Origin of the sequence: Streptomyces sp. NPDC001980 (genome assembly GCF_040296885.1) — a bacterium.
GTDB lineage: Bacteria > Actinomycetota > Actinomycetes > Streptomycetales > Streptomycetaceae > Streptomyces.
Genome location: NZ_JBEOYD010000047.1, coordinates 50,349 through 67,908 on the forward strand (window position 1 = coordinate 50,349; position 17,560 = coordinate 67,908).

Below are 17,560 nucleotides of genomic sequence, written 5' to 3' on the forward strand. Positions count from 1 at the left end.
TATCGCATGCCTCCTGCCCTGCGCAAAAGGCCCTTCCGCCTGGCCTGCGCGGCAGCCACCTCCGCCTCGGCGCCTCAGCGCCCCGAGCCGGACCACACCATCCCGGCCCCGGCGGGCCGCCGACCCGGCCCGTTCTCCGGGAGCGGCCGATGAGCAGCGAAGCCCGCGAGTGGGTATGGGAGCACAGCTCCAGCCGGGGCACCGCGCGCCTGGTCCTGCTGTCGATCGCCGACCGGGTGGCCGACGATCAGTGCGTTTCCTGGGCCTCACTGTCCAGCCTGGCCAAGCGCACGCACGCCTCCGTCTCCACGGTGCGCGAGGCCATCGACCGCCTGGTCGATGCCGGTGAACTGGAGCAGCTCGACGACCTCACCGGCCCGCAGCGCAGCACGGTCTACCGTCTCCCCCTCGCCGCCAAGGCGGTGGCAGAGACCGCCGAGGGCGACGAGAACGCCGGCCACGCGTCCCAGGAAGAGCCCGAGGCCGTCTCGACGCTCCGGATCTCGGCCTTGCGGCGGTGCGGAATCCGCCCGCGTGAGGTGCCGGAATCCCCCGTGGGGGGCCGGAAACCGGCAGTACCGGAAACCGGCAGGTCCCGACGGAAACCGGCACCTCGACGTACCGGAAACCGGCACAGCGATGTACCGGAAACCGGCACACAGAACCGTAGTGAACCGGATTTGAACCGGAGGTACAGCAGTAGTGGTGCTGCCGTCCTCTCGGCTGCCGAGTGGCAGGTCGACCCCGCCACCCACACCTGGACCCGCCAGCAAGGGCACCTCGACCGCCTCGGCGAAGAAGGTCTGCGAGCCGCTGACGCGAAGTGGCGTGCCCACCGGGCGGCCCACACCCCAAGGCCAGCAGAAGCCTGGGCTGCCGACTGGCGCTCCTGGGTCGCGCGGGAGCACACCCCCAGCCGCCCGAACCTGTACGCCGTGCCCGGCAAGAACACCGCCGCACCAGGGGGCATGACGCGGACGCAGGCCCACACCGCCGCCCTGCTGGCCGCCCTGGACGAGCCGACCGGAACGGAGGGCTGAGCGTGGACCGCCGCGAAATCGCCGCCCTGCTGGCCTACATCGGCCGACTCGACCCCCGCACCATCCGCACCGACCAGGGCGAGGCGCGCGACCAGCTCGCCCAGTGGCACGAGCTGCTCGGCGACGTGCCGATGGCCACCCCGCACAGCTGGGACGTCCGCGTCGCCGCCCGCCAGCACATCCGCACCTCGCCGTACCAGATCCTGCCCGCAGACCTGGCCCGTCCCTGGGAGAGCTACCGGCGCGACCGCCTGGCCCGGCACTCCGATCCGACGCCGTCCGCCGATCCGGACGACCAGGCCGCCTGGACCGCCGAGCTGGCCGGAACCCGCCGCGCCGTCGCCGCCGGTCTCGCGGAGCCTGCACAGGCCCGGGCGATCACCAGCGGGCGCGAGGGGACCGACCCGAGGCTGGAGGCGATGCTGGACCAGGTCGGCTCCTGCATCCCGCCCGCCGCCCGAGCCGCCCTCGCGCCCTACCGACCCGCTCGGGCAGCACGGGAGGCGGCCATCGTCCAGGGGCAGCCCGACGCCCTGAGCGTGCGCTGCGAGTGGTGCAAGGCCCAGCCCGGCGAGCCCTGCCGTCGCCGGCGGATCGGCCCCGACGACGGGGTCCGTGCGACCACCGCGCGCGCCACCCCGCACCCCGGCCGCCTCGACCTCGCCACCACCCGGCAGGCCCAGCGCGCCGAGCAGGCCTAGCAGCCCGCCCTGGCCTGACCGGCGCACTCGGTGCGTGCACCCCGTCCGCTGCACCGCCACCCGACATCCCTGTCCCGCACCGGCTGCGGCGCACGCCCACGCGCCGCAGCCGGCACCCGACGCCGAACCCGCCGAGCACCGCGCCCGCCGGTCGGCGCGGCAGCACATCGGAGACCCGCCTTGCGCCACATCACCACCCACGACGCGCTGGCCACCGGCCTGCGCGGCATCGGAGACACCAGCTGGCACACCCACGGAGCGTGCCACGGCATGGACGTCGAGGACGCCGACGCGGTGTTCTTCCCAGGGCCTCGGGATCACGAGGAGATCGCGGAGGCGAAGGAGCTGTGCGGCTGGTGCCCCGTACGCCGCGAGTGCCTGGACTTCGCCCTGGAGAACGTCCTCAAGGAGGGCGTCTGGGGCGGCCTGACCGAAGCCGAGCGGCGCCCGCTGCACGACAACCTGCACCAGCGCCTGGACTACCGGCGCGTGACCGCCTTCTTCCAGGGACGCGACGTGCACCTGACCGAGGCCGAGCGGCAGGTCGTCATCGACCACGCTTATGTCCGCGGCTGGCGGCCCGACCGGCTCGCCGCCGCCCTGCAGATCAGCCACAAGCACGCCCGCGACCTGCTCCGGCAAGCCGCCAACAAGATCCTCGACCGCGATCGTAACTACGGCGTGCCCCGCCCCAAGAAGAAGCGAAAGAAGACCTCCAGGACCAAGGGCACCCCCACGCCCACAGCTCCCGGCACTCAGCAGCCGACAGGCCGCACGGCAGCGTCGCCCCCGGCGCACGCCCCTCTCGGAAAGGCAGCATGACCCACCCAGTCCTCGCCTTCGGTGCCACTTCGGACCTCCCTCTCCTCCTGGCCGCCGTCGTGCCCGCCGCCCTCGCGCTCGTGCTGACCGCCTGGACCATCCGGCGCCGGGGAACCCGCCCGCAGAAACGTCTCGGCGGCCCGGCGGTCAAGGTCGCCGCCGTCGCCGCCCTGGGCTGCACCGCCTACAGCGCCGACACCTCGTGGCGGTTCGCCGCCGACTACCTCGACATGGCCGGCACCGCCGAGCGCGCCAGCATGTTCGCCGCAGCCGAACTCGCCCTGTTCGCGACCGCGCTGATGGCACGGCAGAACCTTGCCGTCCAGGGCGCCCCTGGCCTGCCGGGCACGCTGGTCTGGGTGATCACCACGGTGCAGGTGATCCCCGCCTACGCCGAGAGCGGCCCCGTCGGCGGCACGGTCCGGGCCTTCGTCGGACCGGTCATGGCGGCGATGCTGTGGCACCTGGCCATGGGCATCGAACTGCGCCTGCGTACTCCCGGCGCCGCCTCGAACGGACTGATCGCCGTCCTGGGCCGGGAGGCACGCGAACGGCTGCTGTCCCGCCTCGGCATCGCCGCGCGTGACCGCGACGCCGCTCAGATCACCCGGGACCGGGCCACTGCCCGCGCGGTCACCCTCGCCGCCCGCCTCGCCGAGCGCACACCCGAGCAGCAGCAAAACCGTCGCGGCCGGCGGCTGACCCGACGCCTGTCGAAGGCGGTCGGCAGGGCCTCGGTCGGCACCGACCCCCTCCAGCGGGCACAGTTGCTCGACCAGCTCGCCGCCCGTCGACACGCGCTCGCGCTCGCCACGGTCCCGCTCCCTTCTCCCTGGTCCCCTGCGCACAGCAGCACATCGGCGGCCACGGTCCCCGCCCAGCCGACATCGAATGTGCCGGTCCCCGTCCCCGGTCCCGACGGTTCCGACGGGCCGGTCCCGGACCGCGGACCAAGGACTCCTTGGGGACCGGTCCCCGATGAGGCGGCCCCGGAAGCCAAGGTCGGCTCGGGGACCGAGGGCGACGGAACGGGAACGCCCGCGGGGACCAGGCCGCTTGGAGACGGCGCGGTCCCGGGGACCGAACACGCCGATCCAGAAGCCGCAGCGCGAGGCGCTAGGGCCACGAGGACCGACAGCAAGGCGCGAGAAGTAGCAGCTCAGGGCCGAGATTCTCGTCGGGGACCGGGCCTCGCGAAGTCGGGGACCGAGAGCGCCGAGGACCGAGGACCGACCACCAACCAGTCCGGGACCGAGCCCACCCAGGACCGAGGACACAAGATCCCACTCCCCAGGAAGCCGGCCAGGAAGTCCCGGACTCAGAACAAGGGCAAGCGTGCTCGGTCCCGCTCTCCGCAGACCGAGCGCCAGGCACGCGAACTGGGCGAGTCCGAGCGCCAGCTTGTCCACGAAGTGCGCCCCCATGTTGCCGCCCTGCTCGAAAGGGACGGCAACGGAGCGATCACCCGGGTCCAGCTGCGCGAAATCATCCGCCGCCAGGGCCTGACGGGTGTCGGGAACGACCGACTCGGCCTCGTCCTCCAGGAGCTGCGGAACGAGGACATCACGACCACGAGGAGCACCGACCGATGAAGACCTGCCACCAGTTCGACACCGTCCGCGCGGAGTACGTGCGGGAGATCGGCTTCATGCTCGCCCACTCCCAGCGGCACGAGGGCAGGCCCGCGGCGAAGTCCAGCGCGAAGACCGCCACCTCGACGAAGCAGCGGATGGCCCGGGCGCTCAGCAGACACGTCGAGCGCTGCCTCGAATGCGGCTGAACCGGCAAAGCCCCAGCTCAACCGCCCTCATTGCAACCGGTGGCCCAGCTCTGTGCCGGGCCACCCACCCCCCCTCAAGGAGACACGCCGTGATTCCGCATCCCCCTCTCCCCTCCGAACCAACCACTGCCGAGGCCATGGCCTGGGCACACGTCTTGGTCCACCGGGGACTCCTGCACGCCGCCGTCCTCACGCCGACCGGCCAGTGGCTCGTCCAGGACTACCCTGCCGGCCCTGTCCGCATCCTTGCGGGACCGGCCGATGTCCTCGCGCTGGCCGCGACCATCCAGCACCGCACCCGCTCCACGAGGCCCGAAACCCGATGACGAACCCCGCCCAGAACGGCACCACCGCGGAACCTGCTCCCGGCTCCAACTCGGTCTCGGGGCGAGCAAGTTATCGGCCAAGCTACTCTTCCCCGTTGGGGAAGGCAGCTTGGCCATCTCCCGCCCCAGGGGTGGCGGGAGCGGGCCAGCACCGGGGGGTGCTGGACCGTCAGGCGGCGACCGAGGGCGGATCGCAGCCAGGGGTGGAGAAGCAGCAGCGAAGCCACGCCAACGCCGTTCCCCCATCCACCGCGCGTAAGCGCTCCCCCCAGCAGAACAAGCGCGCGCGCATCTGCAACATCCGTCTCAACGACGACGAGTGGAGTCGGCTGACCGCCGCAGCCCGTACGTCGCGCAAGAGCCTGCCGGCCTACCTCGTGCGTGCCGGTCTCGCCGCCGCCGATGACTCCGAAAACACCGCAGCGGTCATCGCCGGCCACCGAGACCTGATAGCCGAGTTGTTCGCCGCGCGCCGTCATCTAGGGCAAGTCGGCAACAATCTGAACCAGGTTGCTCGTGCCATTAACAGCGGCGGACAGCCCGCAGAACTCGACGCCGTCGTTTCGGCCGTCCAGCGAGCGGTCGCACGTGTGCAGGCGATCACCGACCGGATGCTCGAACAAGATTGATCGATAGTTCAGGCGGACCACGAAGCGCTGCCGGCCAGCAGCCCGCGGACGTCGCGCCGGACAGCCATCTGGAACCTGTCGCGCAGGGTTCCGACCTCGTCCTTCATAGCGAGGAGCCCTGGGGTGTCCCGCTGGTCCGCAGTCACGACGTAGTCACGAGCACGTCGCAGAGCCCGAAAGACGTCGTCCGCCGCCCGGACGACGTCGAGCGGAGCCAGGACGTGGATCCGCTGGCGTGTGCCGCCAAGGTTGAAGCCGGTGAACGCCACGTCTGCGGCCGTCGCGCGTTCCTCGCCGGGCGTGGTCCGCAGCACGCGCAGGAGGTCTCTTCCCGTCTCCTCCATCGCGATCAAGTACTCGGCGTACAGCTGCGTGCGCAGCTCCAGCAGGCGTGTGACTGCCTCTCGACGCCAACGCCGCCGGTCCGCCAGCGCCGTCGCACCAGCACCCAGCAGAACTCCCAGCAGTGCGGACAGCGGCGATATCCAGCTCATCCGTGAGCACTTCCCGCCCGGCGCACGTAGAACGCCCCATTTCCAGTTCCCACCGAAGTCGATCGTCGATCGAGGACAGCAGCATGATTCCCCGGATCCAGAAGCGCGGGCAGCGCACCATCGGCCTCCTCTACTACCTCTACGGGCCGGGCAAGTTCGAGGAGCACACCGATCCCCACCTCGTTGCCTCTTGGGATCACAACGCTCCCGACCCCGGCCGCGACGCCACCGCGACTCTCAAGCAGCTCCAGCAGCTACTGGACCAGCCCGTCGAGAACATCGACCCGTCTCAGCGCCCGAAGAAGCATGTGTGGCATCTCTCCGTGCGCAATGGCGGTGAGGACCGGATCCTGTCGGATGAGGAATGGGGCGACGTGGCCCGTCGGATGGTCTCCGCTGCAGGGATTGACGACCCCGAGGCTGGAGCGGGCTGCCGGTGGGCGGCCGTGCGGCACGCTGACGACCACATCCACATCGTCGCCACCCTCGTCCGCGAAGACGGATACAAGCCTGACCTCGACAACGACGCCATCCGTGTGCAGGCGCAAGCCCGAGTCCTCGAAGCGGAGCTGGGTTTGCGGCGCCTCAGCAAGGGTGACGGCACAGCCGCACAGCGGCCCACGAGCGCCGAGCGGCATAAGGCCGAGCGGCAGGGTCGCGAGCGCACCGCCCGCGAGGAACTACGCGAAACCGTACGACGCGCGGTGGCCGGGACGCGGAGCGACAAGGAGTTCTTCGACCGGCTCGCCGCCGCCGGCCTCCTGATCCGCAAGCGCACCGCGCCCTCCGGCGACGTGCTTGGATACAAGGTCGCCCTGCCCGGCGACCTGAACAAGGACGGCGAGCCGGTGTTCTACCCCGGCGCGCGCCTGGCCCCCGACCTGTCGCTGCCCCGCATCCGCGAGCGCTGGTCCGGTGAGGCCCAGGACGTTCCGGCTGCCCGGCGGGAGGGTGCGATCGGTACGGGGCCGGGCAGTCCGGCCTCCGCGCGCCGCGGGACGGCATCGGCCGTGTGGCAGGCCGTGCTCGTCGTCGAGCACGGCGAGGACGCGGTCGCCGCCGCCCATATCGCAGCGGCCGGCGAGGTCCTGGATGCCCTCGCGAAGACTTCAGCGGCCTACACCCGTCGCGAACTGCGAGACGCTGCAACGGCTTTCGAGCGGGCCTCGCGCTCTCACGTCCGCGCCGTGCGGGGGCACGATCGAGCCCTGCGGCAGGCCGCCCGCGACCTCGTCCGGGGCGGCCCAGCTCTCGGCCGCGGTGAGGACGGAGCCACCACGGCGATGGCGATCGACATGCTGTTCTTCCTGATCACCGCCGCCGCGCACTGGCACGCCAGGAGGGGCCACGCTCAGCAGGCCGAGGCCGCCACCCGGGCCGCCGAGCACCTGCGCACCGCCTACCAGGCCGCCGCCGCCCAGCCTCTCGGTGTGCTCCACCAGCGTGGCCGGCGTCTCGGTCGGCCGATACTCCAGCGGCAGACTGCGCTGCTGCGCGAGGCGCTGCCGGAGCTGGCCGAGCAGATCCTCGCCGAGCCCGGCTGGTACGCGCTGGCGGCGACCCTCGCGGAAGCCGAAGCCGCCGGCCACGACCCGGCCGCACTCCTGTCCGACGTTGCCGGGGGTCGCGAACTCGGCACGGCGGACTCCGTCAGCGACGTGCTGGTGTGGCGGATGCGGCGGTCGGCCGAACTGCCTGCCGACGCCTCCCACCTGCCCGAGACCGGCAACGCAAGGAGCCGGTCCGCAGCGCGTGGGACAACCACCAGGCCCTCCGCGCCCAGCAGGCGGCGCAGCGTAGAGGAGGCGTCGCGTAAACCCCGGTGAGGCCGTAAGACGCTGGCACGCGGCCTCAGCGCATCACCGAGAGAGCCGAGTATCCCTGCTGACCTGGCCAGAGGGGACTGTGGACTTTGTGAATTGAAACCGCCGGGGGCGTGGGGCACGATCATGAAGCGCGCAGGACGAGATGACGAGGTAGAGGAGGACGCCAGGGTGTTTCACCGGATACGCCGCCGGGCCAAGGAGCCGAGCGAAGCTCAGAGGCAGTTCGCCGAGCTGCACGCGCAGCTGCAGGGCCAGGTCCCGCCCGGCTTCGGAGTGCCGGCGCCTGAGCCGGAGCCCGCCGAACCGGCCGCCGTCGTGGACGACTTCCTTCCGCCGGAACTGCGGGTGCCGAGCCACGACCAGGTCGACGGCAAGATGATGCCCTGGGCGCAGCCCCTCGTCCTCGTCGGCGAGATGGTCGCCTGTGCCGAGTGCGGCGCGTACCGGGACTGGCTCATCCTCTCGACCCGCGGTGAGATCTGGCTGCGCTGCCGGGCAGGCCATCACCAGCAGGAGACCCGCATCGACACCGCCTGGTACAACCGGCACTCCGGGCCGGCGGACGCGACACACGCCACGTTCGAGGACTGCCTGCGCCACCTCGGGCACTGACCACCACCCCTACGACCCCACCGGGCCTGCGGGCCCGCACTGACCACCCGTTGCCTAGCACCAAGGGGTCAGTTCCGTCATGCGCGTTCGCGTCGCCACCACCGCACTCGGCATCACCGCCGCCCTCCTCGCCCTGCCCGCCTGCTCCCCCGACACCACCGGAAACAAGCACAAGACCCCCTCCGCCGCCCGGGCGAAAAAGCCGTCCCACGGCGTCCAGGAGACGGCCGCGCTCTCCTCGGCCGCGCTCGCGTCCCGCCTGCTCGACCCGAGCGACCTCGGCAACGGCTACCTGCCCAAGCCGGAGCGTCCGGCCCAGCACGACGACGTCACCGTCATCGGCTGCCCGGCCCTGAGCGAGCTGGGCGGCGACGCGGCGACCGGCGGCACGCTCGCCTTCCCGCACAAGGCGAAAGCGGACTTCACCTACGGCAACAGTTCCTCGGAGATCTCCGAGGAGCTGTACAGCGACAGCGCGAAGAAGCTCTCCGACGGCATCGACCGGATCTTCGACGCCATGACCGCTTGCCCGACCTATCAGGTCGTCGCGGGCGGCACCCCGATCGACGTGACCTCGCAGAAGCTGCCCACACCCCACGCCGGCGGTGACGAGCAGTGGAGCCAGCTCCTGACGTTCGTCGCCGGGGGGCGGAGCACCGTGGTCAAGCAGACCGCGATCCGCGACGGGAGCCTGCTGCTGGTCGTCTCCGGCTCCCCGGCTCTCGTCGACCGCCATCTCGACAAGGCCCTCGACAAGGCCACGGCGACGAGCTGACCTGCGTGCACGTCACGCTGCTGCCTCCGACCACCGCAGGTCGGGGGCAGCAGCGCGTCATTAGCTGACACGTTGAGCGGCGCGAGCGGCTTGGCCTGGTACCCAGGCTCGGACCTGGCCGGGCTGTACATACAGCACGTTCGGGTTGTGACTGTGCGGCCCGTAGCCGCTGGAGGCGTTGACGAGCAGGTACGCGCCCGGGGGAACGTGCCAGTTCCAGAACCAGGCATCCTGCTGCCGCGCGGTGTCACGCCAGGTCACGACAGCTTTGGAGCCATGGCGGCCGAGTTGATAGACCCGGGTCATCTGGAGGAGATGCCCCGGCCCGGAGCTTCGGTGCTGCTGGAATGCCTGCCACTGCGCCACGAGGGCGGCCGTGCGCTTGCGGCGTGAACGGACCGCCAAGGCGATCGTCACGGCGACGATGTGGGCTATGACCAGAAAGGCGCCGAAACTCGGGTGCATTGCCGCATCCTGCATCGTTCCATCAATAGGCGGCATTTCCTCCTGGGCGTCGAAGACCGAATGGCCACTTCACCCGAGAAGCAAGAAAGTCCGGCACCCCCAATTGAGAGGGCGCCGGACTGCGATCGTCGAGAGATACGGGCGGGACGTTAGATGGCCGGCGCGCGCAGAAGGCGTTCCCGGGTGGCCTCAGGCAGTACCCGCCGCAGGACCGGTGCGGTCGAGCTGACGGACGCGGCGAAGGCGGCGACGAGATCGTGCGGGACGCTGGCGGCGAACGACGCCGCCCACAGACACGGTGCGCCGAGCGCGGGCTCGGCCCACGCCTGCCATCCAGCCGGTCCCGTCTCGTCGGCCTCGGCGGACAGGGTCTGCGGATCGGCGTCCTGGATGAGGGGCGGGACCTCGCCGAGGCTGATGTGCGAGGTGAACGTCGGGTCCGTCGCTGCCGCCTGGGGCTGGTCGATGTCGCGGAACCATCCGTTGGCGGCAACAGAATCAAGGACCAGCTCGGATCCGGCGTGCGGCTCGGCAGGCTGGCCGCTTGCATCGAGTGCGACGAGGAAGTCGACCACAGCCTCGCCGGGGACGTCGCGGGTGAAGTAGGCCGACCACTGGGCGAGCGGGCTGCGCGCCTCGGCTCGGGCGGAGATCTGCCAGGCGATCGGCAGCTCGCCCAGGTGGAACGGCTCGTCCGCCAGGCCCCACTGGGCCCAGCGCAGGGCGTCGGAGCTGATGTGCAGGACGGTACTGCGCAAGACCTGGCGGTCCTCCTGGGCCTCGTCCGGTTCGCGTCGTCCGCGGACGATCATCAGGCTCGTCCAGCCCAGACCGGCGAGGGTGTCGGCGACGACGTCGTAGAGGCGCCCATCGTCACCGGCCAGGTGCCGAGGGCCGACCCAGTAGGCGGGCTGGCCACCGCGCGGGCTGGACGAGTCGAGCAGGAAGTCGGGGTACAGAGGCGCCTCCAAGAGGTCGGTGCGTATCTAGTTGCCGCCCGCGCGGCGGCGGGGACGGCGCAGGGGTGCCTGGACGGGGCCCTGCCACGTCAGCTCGATGGCGACCTCCGGCGGCAGATGGCCGAGCTGTGCGTCCTCGCCCCGCCCTTCAGCGAGGTAGACGACGGTCCGGCCGGTCTCGTCGACCGACTGCAGGACCTGCGCCAAACGGTGGGCCATCGGAAAGAACGGGTTCATGGCCTGGCGGACCGGAGCATGCGGGTCGCAGCCGGACAACAGGTCGATGAGAACGCCGACGGTCATCTCCGGGGACGTCACGAACAGCCTCCTGGGGTGCGAGGAAAGAGCGGTGGAGCGGGCCGCCGCTCAGACGGCCTGCTGACTCACAGGGCGGGCACTACCCGTCGGTGTCCGCGCTGTCAGAGGCGGCGTGAGGTCTCCAGCACACGCGCGACGGCGGCGGCAACGATGTCGGCCGGCGTCTCGGTGTCGAACGACAAGTGGTAGCCGCGGACCTTGGTGGTGCCGGTGACGGCGATCTTCCATCCCTCGCCGTCCGTGCCGGGGCGTCCGAGCGGGAACCAGCCGAGGTAGAACCTGCCGTCCTTGCTGCTGACGTGCACGTCCGCACGGTCATCGACGATCAGGTGGAAGTCCTCGGCGGAGAACTGGTCCATGACCAGGCTCGGCTGGCCGGGGCCGAGCTGCCACTCCCGCAGTCGCAGGGCTTCGACGGTAGTAGAGAAACCGGGGCCCGTAGGGGCTACGGTCACGGGCAATCACCTCTCTGACCTGGGGTTTCTTGCAAGGTCATCTACGTTGACATGGCCTCGCACCCGTTGGCCAGTCTTTCCGCGATCTTTCCTGTCTGCCGCAGGCGAACTGGAATCGGTGCCCCGTTGTAGGTCCGCATTTCGTTTGTCCCTTTCTCATTCGCCGTGGCCTTTGTCCGGCCCAAGGGACGACGCGATGAGAAAACTCCCCTCTGACTGTTCACTTGTCGAGGTGATGATCCCGGTCTCGATCTGTGTAGCTGCTCTCTCCGAACGTGGAGACGTCGCAGCTGATCGCGACCGCCATTTCTGCTGCCCGGTGTGGCATATGTCGCGTGTGATGGGCCTGGCATGGAGGGCGGAAACATCTGCTGCGGGTCGGGCGGAGTGTCTATGAGGCGTCGCGAGTGAAACGCCAGGCTCCGCAGGTGAGGGCGAGTGCGAGGTAGAGGGCGAGGTCGAAGAGGGCGAAGGAGAGGGAGGGGGTGCGTTCCGGGTGGAGGGGGTGTGGGTGGAGCTGGCCGAGGGTGTCCGCGGCGTTGCTCAGCATGAGCTTGCTGGGCAGGGAGGACCAGCCTTCGACGGCTTTGGCTGCGCCGTAGCCGAGGTAGACCAGGGCGAAGAGCGCGGCGATGGCTCCGGCGGTGTGTCGGATCACGGCCCCGAGGCCGTAGCCCACGACGGTGACGACGAACAGGTAGAGCCCGGCGCAGGATACGGCGCGAAGTACGCCTGGAGTGCCCAGGCCGACGTCGAGGTGCTGCTTGGCCAGGACGGCCTGTCCGATGAAGAAGCTGGTGAACGTGGTCAGTTCGCCCAGCAGCAGGGCGAATCCGCCGATGACGAGGGTCTTGGCGGTGTAGGAGAGCGCGCGCCGGGGTGTCGCGGTCAGCGTCGAGCGGATCAGTCCGGTGGTGTACTCGCTGCTGATGCCCAGCACGCCGAGGACGCCGAAGGCGAGGACGGCGAAGGCGAAGCCGGAGAGTGAGTCGCCCACCGGGTCGAACTGGGCCCGATCGGCCGTCGTCATGTGCGGCCAGGCGCTGGCGGTGTGCGCGACGTCCATGATGCTCAGCGCCAGGCCGAATGCCACGGCGATGAGAGCGGTGATCCAGGTCGAGCGGAGGGAACGCAGCTTGATGACCTCGCCGGCCATGGCACCTGTCAGTGCGGTGGGCATCAGTGTCCCGTCCCTTCGGTCCGGTATTCCACGGCGGATTCGGTGAGGTTGAGGTAGGCGTCTTCCAGTGAGGCTCCGGCGGGAATGAAGTCGGTGATCGGGACATCGGCGAGCAGACGTCCTCGTCCGATGACGAGAAGGTGGTCGACAGTGAGTGCCATCTCGCTCATCAGGTGGCTGGAGACCAGGACGGTGCGTCCTTCGCCGGCCAGCGACCGCATGAGGCTCCGGATCCACCTGATGCCCTCCGGGTCCAGGCCGTTGGCGGGTTCGTCGAAGATGAGCACGGGCGGGTCGCCGAGCAGGGCGGCGGCGATGCCCAGGCGCTGCTTCATGCCGAGCGAGTAGGTGCCGATCCTGCGTTGGGCGACGTCGGCGAGGCCGGTGAGGGCGAGTACCTCCTCGATTCGGCTGCGCCGGATGTGGTTGGTGGCCGCGAGCACGGCGAGATGTGCCCGCGCCGTACGGCCCGGGTGGACGGCCCCGGCGTCAAGGAGCGCGCCGACGCGGCGCAGCGGCTGTTCGGCCTGGCGGTAGGGCACGCCGTCCACCAGGGCGCGGCCGGCGTCCGGGGTGTCCAGGCCGAGGACGGCCCGGATGGTGGTCGACTTCCCCGCGCCGTTGGGACCGAGGAAGCCGGTCACGCGGGCGGGCTGGACCTCGAAGGTGAGGTCGTCGACGGCGACCTTGCGGCCGAAGCGTTTGGTGAGGTGTTCGCATCGAATCACGTCCATGACGATGCCGGGACGGGCAGGACGCTTCATCTGCCCGCGGGCAGGTCTTTTCGGGCCCGGGTCTGCCGTACGGCATAGGGCCCGCGGACGATGTGGGCCTAACCGGCAGGCGCATAGGCTCAGGTCGTGGAACGGAAGACACATGCGGCCCCGGAGTCGTTCCGGCCCTCTTGGCCGGAGGCTCTTGCTGTCCTGTCGTTGGCGGTGTGCGGCCTGGCGCCGTGGCATCCGCAGGCGATCTTCTGGGGCGGGTTGCCGCTCGCCTTCGCGCTCTTCTGCGTCACGTCCCTGCGCCCGGCCCGGACCGCGGGAATCGCCCTGGCCGCGGCCCTGGCGATGGCGGTGTCTACCGGCCTGCCCAGGTTCGAACACGCCGGGGCCGTGGTGCCCTTCGCTCTGCTCTTCGCCGTCGCCTGGGCGGTGGGCTTCGCGGTCGGCCAGCGGCGCCGGTATCTGCACACGCTGGTGCGTCAGGAACGCGACCGCGCCGATCGGGAGGCGGCTGCGGAACGACTGCGCATCGCCCGCGAGCTGCACGACAGTATCGCCCACTCCATGAGTGTGATCTCCGTCCAGGCATGCTTCGGCCGTCTGGTGCTCGACGACCGTCCCCAGGACGCGCGCAGCGCGCTGGAGGCGATCGAGACCACCGGCCGGGAGACCCTCGTCGAGCTGCGCCGCATGCTGGGCGTGCTGCACGACGACACCGACGATCCGGACGACGCGGTACTGGCCCCCGCCCCACAACTCGCGGACCTGAACCGTCTCACCGAACGGACCCGGCGCCCCGGCCTGCGGATCGACCTCGCTGTCACGGGGCACGTCAGGCCCCTGCCCCCCGGGCTGGAGGCAGCCGCGTACCGGATCGTCCAGGAAGCGCTGACCAACGTGGTCAAGCACGCCGACGCGAGCAACGCGCACGTCACCGTCGCGTACGGACCCTGCGAGGTGACCCTCACGGTGACCGACGACGGCAGCATCCGGCCGGCCCCGGGCCGCACCGGGCGCGGGCTGCCCGGGATGCGTGAGCGCCTCGCCCTCTACGGCGGCATCCTGCAGGCGGGGCCGGCCGCGACCGGCGGGTTCCGGGTGCGGGCCAGCATCCCCGTGGACGGGCCGCAGCCCAGTGCTGCGGCGCGGGAGCAGCGGTGACCATCCGGGTCCTGGTCGCCGACGACCAGCAGCTGATCCGCATCGGCCTGGCCGGAATCGTGGACACCGCCCCGGACCTCAAGTCGATCGGCAGCGTCGCAACGGGCCGGGCCGCCGTCGCAGCCGCCGCCGAACACCGGCCCGACGTCGTCCTGATGGATGTGCGGATGCCCGAGATGGACGGCATCGAAGCCACCCGCCGTATTACCGCCGCCGGCCACGCTCGTGTCCTGATGCTCACCACCTTCGACCTGGACGAGTACGTCTTCGGCGCACTGCGTGCCGGGGCCAGCGGCTTCCTCCTGAAGGACGCTCCGCACCTCGACCTGTTGTCCGCCGTCCGCACCGTCGCCCAGGGCGAGGCGCTGCTCGCGCCGCGCATCACCAAAAGGCTCATCGCGGCGTACGTCAACAGGCCGGCACAGCCACCACGCGGCCAGACACCGCTGCGGCGGCCCGAGGCCGTCACCGCCCGTGAACGCGAAGTGCTCCTGCTCGTCGCCGAAGGGCTCACCAACGCCGAGATCGCCGAACGGCTGTACATCGGCGCGGGCACGGTGAAGACCCATGTCGCCCGGCTGCTGACCAAGCTCGATGCCCGCGACCGCGTCCAACTCGTCATCCACGCCTACCGCAGCGGCCTCGCCGGCTAGTCTGCCCCGCCTTCGATCGGCCGCGGAAGGCCAAGATCGTGAGACACGATGCCCTGGCCCGCAAATGAGACAAACCACAAACACCCAGGCCGCCATAACGGAACGGGGCATTCCAATTGAGAAGCGGTAGGCGTAAAGGCAGGCGCGCAGGAAGGTGGGCGGGCAGCGGGGAAGGGACTGCGGTGCATGGAACGTGCCCAGGAGATCGGCGACACCATCCTGGAACGCCTGAGCGAGCTCGCCGACGCGCATGACGCTCTCGGTGACATCCGAGTCCAGGGTGCGGTGATCGCGATCCAGGTGGCGGAGCCGGAGGGATTGACACTGCGGCACCGGTTGCCTGTCCCACAGAGACAGTTCAACTGTATGCGCGTCACGCTCGCGGACGGCGCATTCCTGGCCGCGCTCCTCCGCCCGTTCCCCGGCTCGAAGCTGCGGCGCTTCCTCGGATCGTCTCGCCGAACACGGTCTTGAGGTGGCATCGCGACCTCATTCGCCGTCGTCACGGGCTGCCTCTCATCGCAGGCGATCCGGGAGGCCGCCTGTCCAACGCTCCATCCAGGAACTCGGGCCTCCGGTCACACCGCCGAAGCGGCATTCACCAGCCCAGGCTCACCAGAGGCATCCCCGTGCGGGATGTCCTGCTCTGTCCAGATGCATTTGCCGTCATCGAGATACCGGGCGCCCCAGCGCTTGGACAGGGCTGCGACGAGTTGCAAGCCGCGTCCGCCTTCGTCCGTGTAGGTGGCACGGCGCATGCGCGGGGTCGTGAGGCTGCCGTCGTAAACCTCACAGGTCAGCGAGTGGCTGCGCATTAGGCGCATGCGGATTGGGCCCTTGGCGTGCCGAACGACGTTACCGACCAGCTCGCTCACCAACAGCTCCGTGGCGGGTACAAGCTCCTCCAAGCCCCACACGTGGAGGCGCTCCCGAACATATGCCCTGGCCTGTCCGGCCGCCTGAGGGCCCTCGGGGAGGCCGCAGGAGGCGACATCTCCGGCATCGGTGCATCGGGTGTGGACGATGAGCAGGCCGGCGTCGTCATTTGTCTGCCCAGGGTCGGGCAGCAGAGCCGAGACGACGGTGTCGCACAGATCTTCCAAGCGCCGAACGTCGCTGTCCTCGTCGTCGGGGTCGAAGTAGGCGGTGTGGGCAGCGGCCTGCGACACGATTTGCCGGAGCTGAGCCAGCCCTTGATCAACATCCCGGGTGGGCGATTCGACGAGGCCGTCGGTGCACAGGACGATAAGGCTCTCGTCGGGCAGGTCCAGCTGGTGAGAGTCGAACGGCGGTTCAGCGGCTCCCAGCGGCGGGTCCGGACTCACGTCGGGAATGTGGACGGTGCCATCGGGGTGGACGACGACGGGCGGGGGGTGACCGGCCAGGGAATAGGTGCAAGTACGTGCGACGGGGTCGAAAACGGCATACAGGCAGGTGGCGTAGCTGTCCTCGCCAAGGTCGCTGACGAGGTCATTGAGATGGATAAAAAGCTCGTCAGGAGGCATTTCGAGGTCGGTGAGGGTTCGTACGGCGGTGCGCAGACGGCCCATCATCGCCGCTTCGGTGATGCCGTGTCCCATGACGTCGCCGATCACCAGGGCGACCCGGTCGGCGGACAGTGGAATCAAGTCATACCAGTCACCGCCCACATCTTCGTCTCTTCCTGCGGGCAGGTAGCGGGCGGCGGCGCTGGTGGCAGGCAGACGAGGCAGCATCCTGGGCAGCAGACCGCGCTGCAGTTCCTGGGAACGGGCGTGCTCTACGTCGTACAGCCGGGCCCGCTCCAGGGCCTGGCCGACCAGACCACCGAGAGCCGTCAGCAAGGTGCGCTCCTCGTCTCCGAAGGAACGTGGATGGCCGAAGGACACCGTGCACATACCCAAGACGCGTCCGGACACCATCAGGGGCAGGAACGCCCAGGCCTCCTTGGGTGACAGCTCCCACAAGCCCCTCATCGTCGGATATCGCTGCAAGAACTCCGTACCCGATTCGACGAACCGGGGAACACGGGTACTCACTATGTCGAGCGTCGGGGCACTGGCGGAGGCCGGAGTGCCGCTGACCGCTTCGAGGAATTCCTGTGGGTAGCCGACGCTGGCGACCACATGTGTTCGCCCGCCCTCCAGCACGGTGAACATCAGCCCGTCGGCTCCGAACGGAGCCAGGACATGCTTCGCAAAAACCTCCGCAACGTCCTGTGAGGTGACAGCCTCGGCCAGCGCGACGGTCAGCTCACCCATGCGGACGGAGCGCTCGGCTCCGGACACTGGCCCCGGGCCCGCCGGTATGCCTGGCCCGCCGCCCAGGCGCCCAGCAGCCCACCCCGCCACCGCGCGCAGGAAGGACCGTTGCACCTCACCCGGTTCATCAGCCCGTGCGGTGAGTACAGACAGCACTCCGACCGTCCCGTCGACCCCCAGGAGTGGCACTGCCGCCGTGCCAGCCGCCCCGACGCCTAGGCTGTCCCCGCCCACCCAGACGAAGTCGCCACCCCGCATGGCCCGCACGGGTGCCACGTCCTGCTCAGCGTGAAGATCTGCCCACGCTTCGGCGTTTAGTGGCGCGATCCCGCTGACCGACACCAGGCTCAGCCGACCGGCAGAGGGAACCCACCGGTGCATCAAGGCTCCCAGGCCACC

The 17,560-nt window shown here is 70.2% G+C and carries 21 protein-coding genes; 13 read left to right on the plus strand and 8 right to left on the minus strand.

Annotated elements, in window-relative coordinates; genetic code table 11:
- Positions 1–149: 149 nt before the first annotated feature.
- From ABT137_RS43155 to ABT137_RS43185, 7 genes are all read left to right on the plus strand, one after another.
- Positions 150–1,040 (plus strand): helix-turn-helix domain-containing protein, encoded by an 891-nt coding sequence (locus tag ABT137_RS43155; RefSeq protein WP_351717784.1) that lies wholly within the window; start codon positions 150–152, stop codon positions 1,038–1,040.
- Between the two features lie 2 nt (positions 1,041–1,042).
- Positions 1,043–1,741 carry a zinc finger domain-containing protein gene (locus ABT137_RS43160; protein WP_351717785.1) on the plus strand — a complete coding sequence of 233 codons (699 nt, stop codon included), beginning with the start codon at positions 1,043–1,045 and terminating at the stop codon, positions 1,739–1,741.
- A gap of 180 nt (positions 1,742–1,921) precedes the next feature.
- Complete coding sequence (locus ABT137_RS43165) at positions 1,922–2,563, plus strand: WhiB family transcriptional regulator (RefSeq protein ID WP_351717787.1); 642 nt, start codon at positions 1,922–1,924, stop codon at positions 2,561–2,563.
- Positions 2,560–4,155 (plus strand): hypothetical protein, encoded by a 1,596-nt coding sequence (locus ABT137_RS43170; protein WP_351717788.1) that lies wholly within the window; start codon positions 2,560–2,562, stop codon positions 4,153–4,155. The genes ABT137_RS43165 and ABT137_RS43170 overlap by 4 nt, the downstream gene beginning before the upstream one ends.
- Positions 4,152–4,343 carry a hypothetical protein gene (locus ABT137_RS43175; protein WP_351488917.1) on the plus strand — a complete coding sequence of 64 codons (192 nt, stop codon included), beginning with the start codon at positions 4,152–4,154 and terminating at the stop codon, positions 4,341–4,343. The genes ABT137_RS43170 and ABT137_RS43175 overlap by 4 nt, the downstream gene beginning before the upstream one ends.
- Positions 4,344–4,480: 137 nt before the next feature.
- Positions 4,481–4,669 carry a hypothetical protein gene (locus ABT137_RS43180; protein WP_351717790.1) on the plus strand — a complete coding sequence of 63 codons (189 nt, stop codon included), beginning with the start codon at positions 4,481–4,483 and terminating at the stop codon, positions 4,667–4,669.
- 158 nt (positions 4,670–4,827) lie between these two features.
- The gene (locus ABT137_RS43185) at positions 4,828–5,298 is read left to right on the plus strand and encodes a plasmid mobilization protein (RefSeq protein WP_351717791.1); all 471 of its coding nucleotides are present in this window, start codon (positions 4,828–4,830) and stop codon (positions 5,296–5,298) included.
- Between the two features lie 8 nt (positions 5,299–5,306).
- On the opposite strand, the gene ABT137_RS43190 is transcribed toward ABT137_RS43185, so the two are convergent.
- Positions 5,307–5,792, minus strand: coding sequence for a hypothetical protein (locus ABT137_RS43190; RefSeq protein ID WP_351717793.1), 486 nt, complete (start codon positions 5,790–5,792; stop codon positions 5,307–5,309).
- Between the two features lie 83 nt (positions 5,793–5,875).
- Here ABT137_RS43190 and ABT137_RS43195 point away from each other — a divergent pair, with 83 nt between their 5' ends.
- The 3 genes from ABT137_RS43195 to ABT137_RS43205 all read left to right on the plus strand — a co-directional run bounded on the left by ABT137_RS43195 (position 5,876) and on the right by ABT137_RS43205 (position 9,005).
- Entirely contained in the window at positions 5,876–7,618 is a 1,743-nt protein-coding gene (locus tag ABT137_RS43195) for a relaxase/mobilization nuclease domain-containing protein (RefSeq protein WP_351717838.1), read from the plus strand.
- A gap of 168 nt (positions 7,619–7,786) precedes the next feature.
- On the plus strand, positions 7,787–8,230 hold the full coding sequence (locus tag ABT137_RS43200; protein WP_351717794.1) for a hypothetical protein: 444 nt from the start codon (positions 7,787–7,789) through the stop codon (positions 8,228–8,230).
- A gap of 79 nt (positions 8,231–8,309) precedes the next feature.
- Positions 8,310–9,005 carry a hypothetical protein gene (locus ABT137_RS43205; protein ID WP_351717796.1) on the plus strand — a complete coding sequence of 232 codons (696 nt, stop codon included), beginning with the start codon at positions 8,310–8,312 and terminating at the stop codon, positions 9,003–9,005.
- A gap of 60 nt (positions 9,006–9,065) precedes the next feature.
- Here ABT137_RS43205 and ABT137_RS43210 read toward each other — a convergent pair whose 3' ends face one another.
- From ABT137_RS43210 to ABT137_RS43235, 6 genes are all read right to left on the minus strand, one after another.
- Entirely contained in the window at positions 9,066–9,485 is a 420-nt protein-coding gene (locus tag ABT137_RS43210; RefSeq protein WP_351717798.1) for a hypothetical protein, read from the minus strand.
- A gap of 134 nt (positions 9,486–9,619) precedes the next feature.
- Positions 9,620–10,441 carry an SPDY domain-containing protein gene (locus ABT137_RS43215; protein WP_351717800.1) on the minus strand — a complete coding sequence of 274 codons (822 nt, stop codon included), beginning with the start codon at positions 10,439–10,441 and terminating at the stop codon, positions 9,620–9,622.
- 15 nt (positions 10,442–10,456) lie between these two features.
- Positions 10,457–10,747, minus strand: coding sequence for a hypothetical protein (locus ABT137_RS43220; RefSeq protein ID WP_351717802.1), 291 nt, complete (start codon positions 10,745–10,747; stop codon positions 10,457–10,459).
- 101 nt (positions 10,748–10,848) lie between these two features.
- Positions 10,849–11,202 (minus strand): SPDY domain-containing protein, encoded by a 354-nt coding sequence (locus ABT137_RS43225; protein WP_351717804.1) that lies wholly within the window; start codon positions 11,200–11,202, stop codon positions 10,849–10,851.
- A 391-nt stretch (positions 11,203–11,593) separates the two neighbouring features.
- Complete coding sequence (locus tag ABT137_RS43230; protein WP_351717806.1) at positions 11,594–12,382, minus strand: ABC transporter permease; 789 nt, start codon at positions 12,380–12,382, stop codon at positions 11,594–11,596.
- Positions 12,382–13,116: an ABC transporter ATP-binding protein gene (locus tag ABT137_RS43235; RefSeq protein ID WP_351717807.1), complete on the minus strand. Its 735-nt coding sequence runs from the start codon at positions 13,114–13,116 to the stop codon at positions 12,382–12,384. Before ABT137_RS43235 ends, ABT137_RS43230 begins: the two co-directional genes overlap by 1 nt.
- A 126-nt stretch (positions 13,117–13,242) precedes the next feature.
- On the opposite strand from ABT137_RS43235, the gene ABT137_RS43240 reads away from it, so the two are divergent.
- From ABT137_RS43240 to ABT137_RS43250, 3 genes are all read left to right on the plus strand, one after another.
- The gene (locus ABT137_RS43240) at positions 13,243–14,268 is read left to right on the plus strand and encodes a sensor histidine kinase (RefSeq protein ID WP_351717809.1); all 1,026 of its coding nucleotides are present in this window, start codon (positions 13,243–13,245) and stop codon (positions 14,266–14,268) included.
- Positions 14,265–14,921 (plus strand): response regulator, encoded by a 657-nt coding sequence (locus tag ABT137_RS43245; protein ID WP_351717811.1) that lies wholly within the window; start codon positions 14,265–14,267, stop codon positions 14,919–14,921. Before ABT137_RS43240 ends, ABT137_RS43245 begins: the two co-directional genes overlap by 4 nt.
- A gap of 186 nt (positions 14,922–15,107) precedes the next feature.
- On the plus strand, positions 15,108–15,395 hold the full coding sequence (locus ABT137_RS43250) for a hypothetical protein (RefSeq protein WP_351717813.1): 288 nt from the start codon (positions 15,108–15,110) through the stop codon (positions 15,393–15,395).
- Between the two features lie 104 nt (positions 15,396–15,499).
- Here the strand turns inward: ABT137_RS43250 and ABT137_RS43255 are convergent, their stop codons facing one another.
- Positions 15,500–17,161 carry a SpoIIE family protein phosphatase gene (locus ABT137_RS43255; RefSeq protein ID WP_351717815.1) on the minus strand — a complete coding sequence of 554 codons (1,662 nt, stop codon included), beginning with the start codon at positions 17,159–17,161 and terminating at the stop codon, positions 15,500–15,502.
- Positions 17,162–17,560 lie beyond the last annotated feature (399 nt).

Bases quoted from the DNA above. Each gene is read 5' to 3' on its own strand.
- ABT137_RS43170 (WP_351717788.1), top strand. From the start codon at position 2,560: ATGACCCACCCAGTCCTCGCCTTCGGTGCCACTTCGGACCTCCCTCTC.
- ABT137_RS43250 (WP_351717813.1), top strand. From the start codon at position 15,108: ATGGAACGTGCCCAGGAGATCGGCGACACCATCCTGGAACGCCTGAGC.
- ABT137_RS43180 (WP_351717790.1), top strand. From the start codon at position 4,481: ATGGCCTGGGCACACGTCTTGGTCCACCGGGGACTCCTGCACGCCGCC.
- ABT137_RS43195 (WP_351717838.1), top strand. From the start codon at position 5,876: ATGATTCCCCGGATCCAGAAGCGCGGGCAGCGCACCATCGGCCTCCTC.
- ABT137_RS43175 (WP_351488917.1), top strand. From the start codon at position 4,152: ATGAAGACCTGCCACCAGTTCGACACCGTCCGCGCGGAGTACGTGCGG.
- ABT137_RS43210 (WP_351717798.1), bottom strand. From the start codon at position 9,485: ATGCAGGATGCGGCAATGCACCCGAGTTTCGGCGCCTTTCTGGTCATA.
- ABT137_RS43230 (WP_351717806.1), bottom strand. From the start codon at position 12,382: ATGCCCACCGCACTGACAGGTGCCATGGCCGGCGAGGTCATCAAGCTG.
- ABT137_RS43155 (WP_351717784.1), top strand. From the start codon at position 150: ATGAGCAGCGAAGCCCGCGAGTGGGTATGGGAGCACAGCTCCAGCCGG.
- ABT137_RS43235 (WP_351717807.1), bottom strand. From the start codon at position 13,116: ATGGACGTGATTCGATGCGAACACCTCACCAAACGCTTCGGCCGCAAG.
- ABT137_RS43255 (WP_351717815.1), bottom strand. From the start codon at position 17,161: ATGGGTGAGCTGACCGTCGCGCTGGCCGAGGCTGTCACCTCACAGGAC.
- ABT137_RS43190 (WP_351717793.1), bottom strand. From the start codon at position 5,792: ATGAGCTGGATATCGCCGCTGTCCGCACTGCTGGGAGTTCTGCTGGGT.
- ABT137_RS43205 (WP_351717796.1), top strand. From the start codon at position 8,310: ATGCGCGTTCGCGTCGCCACCACCGCACTCGGCATCACCGCCGCCCTC.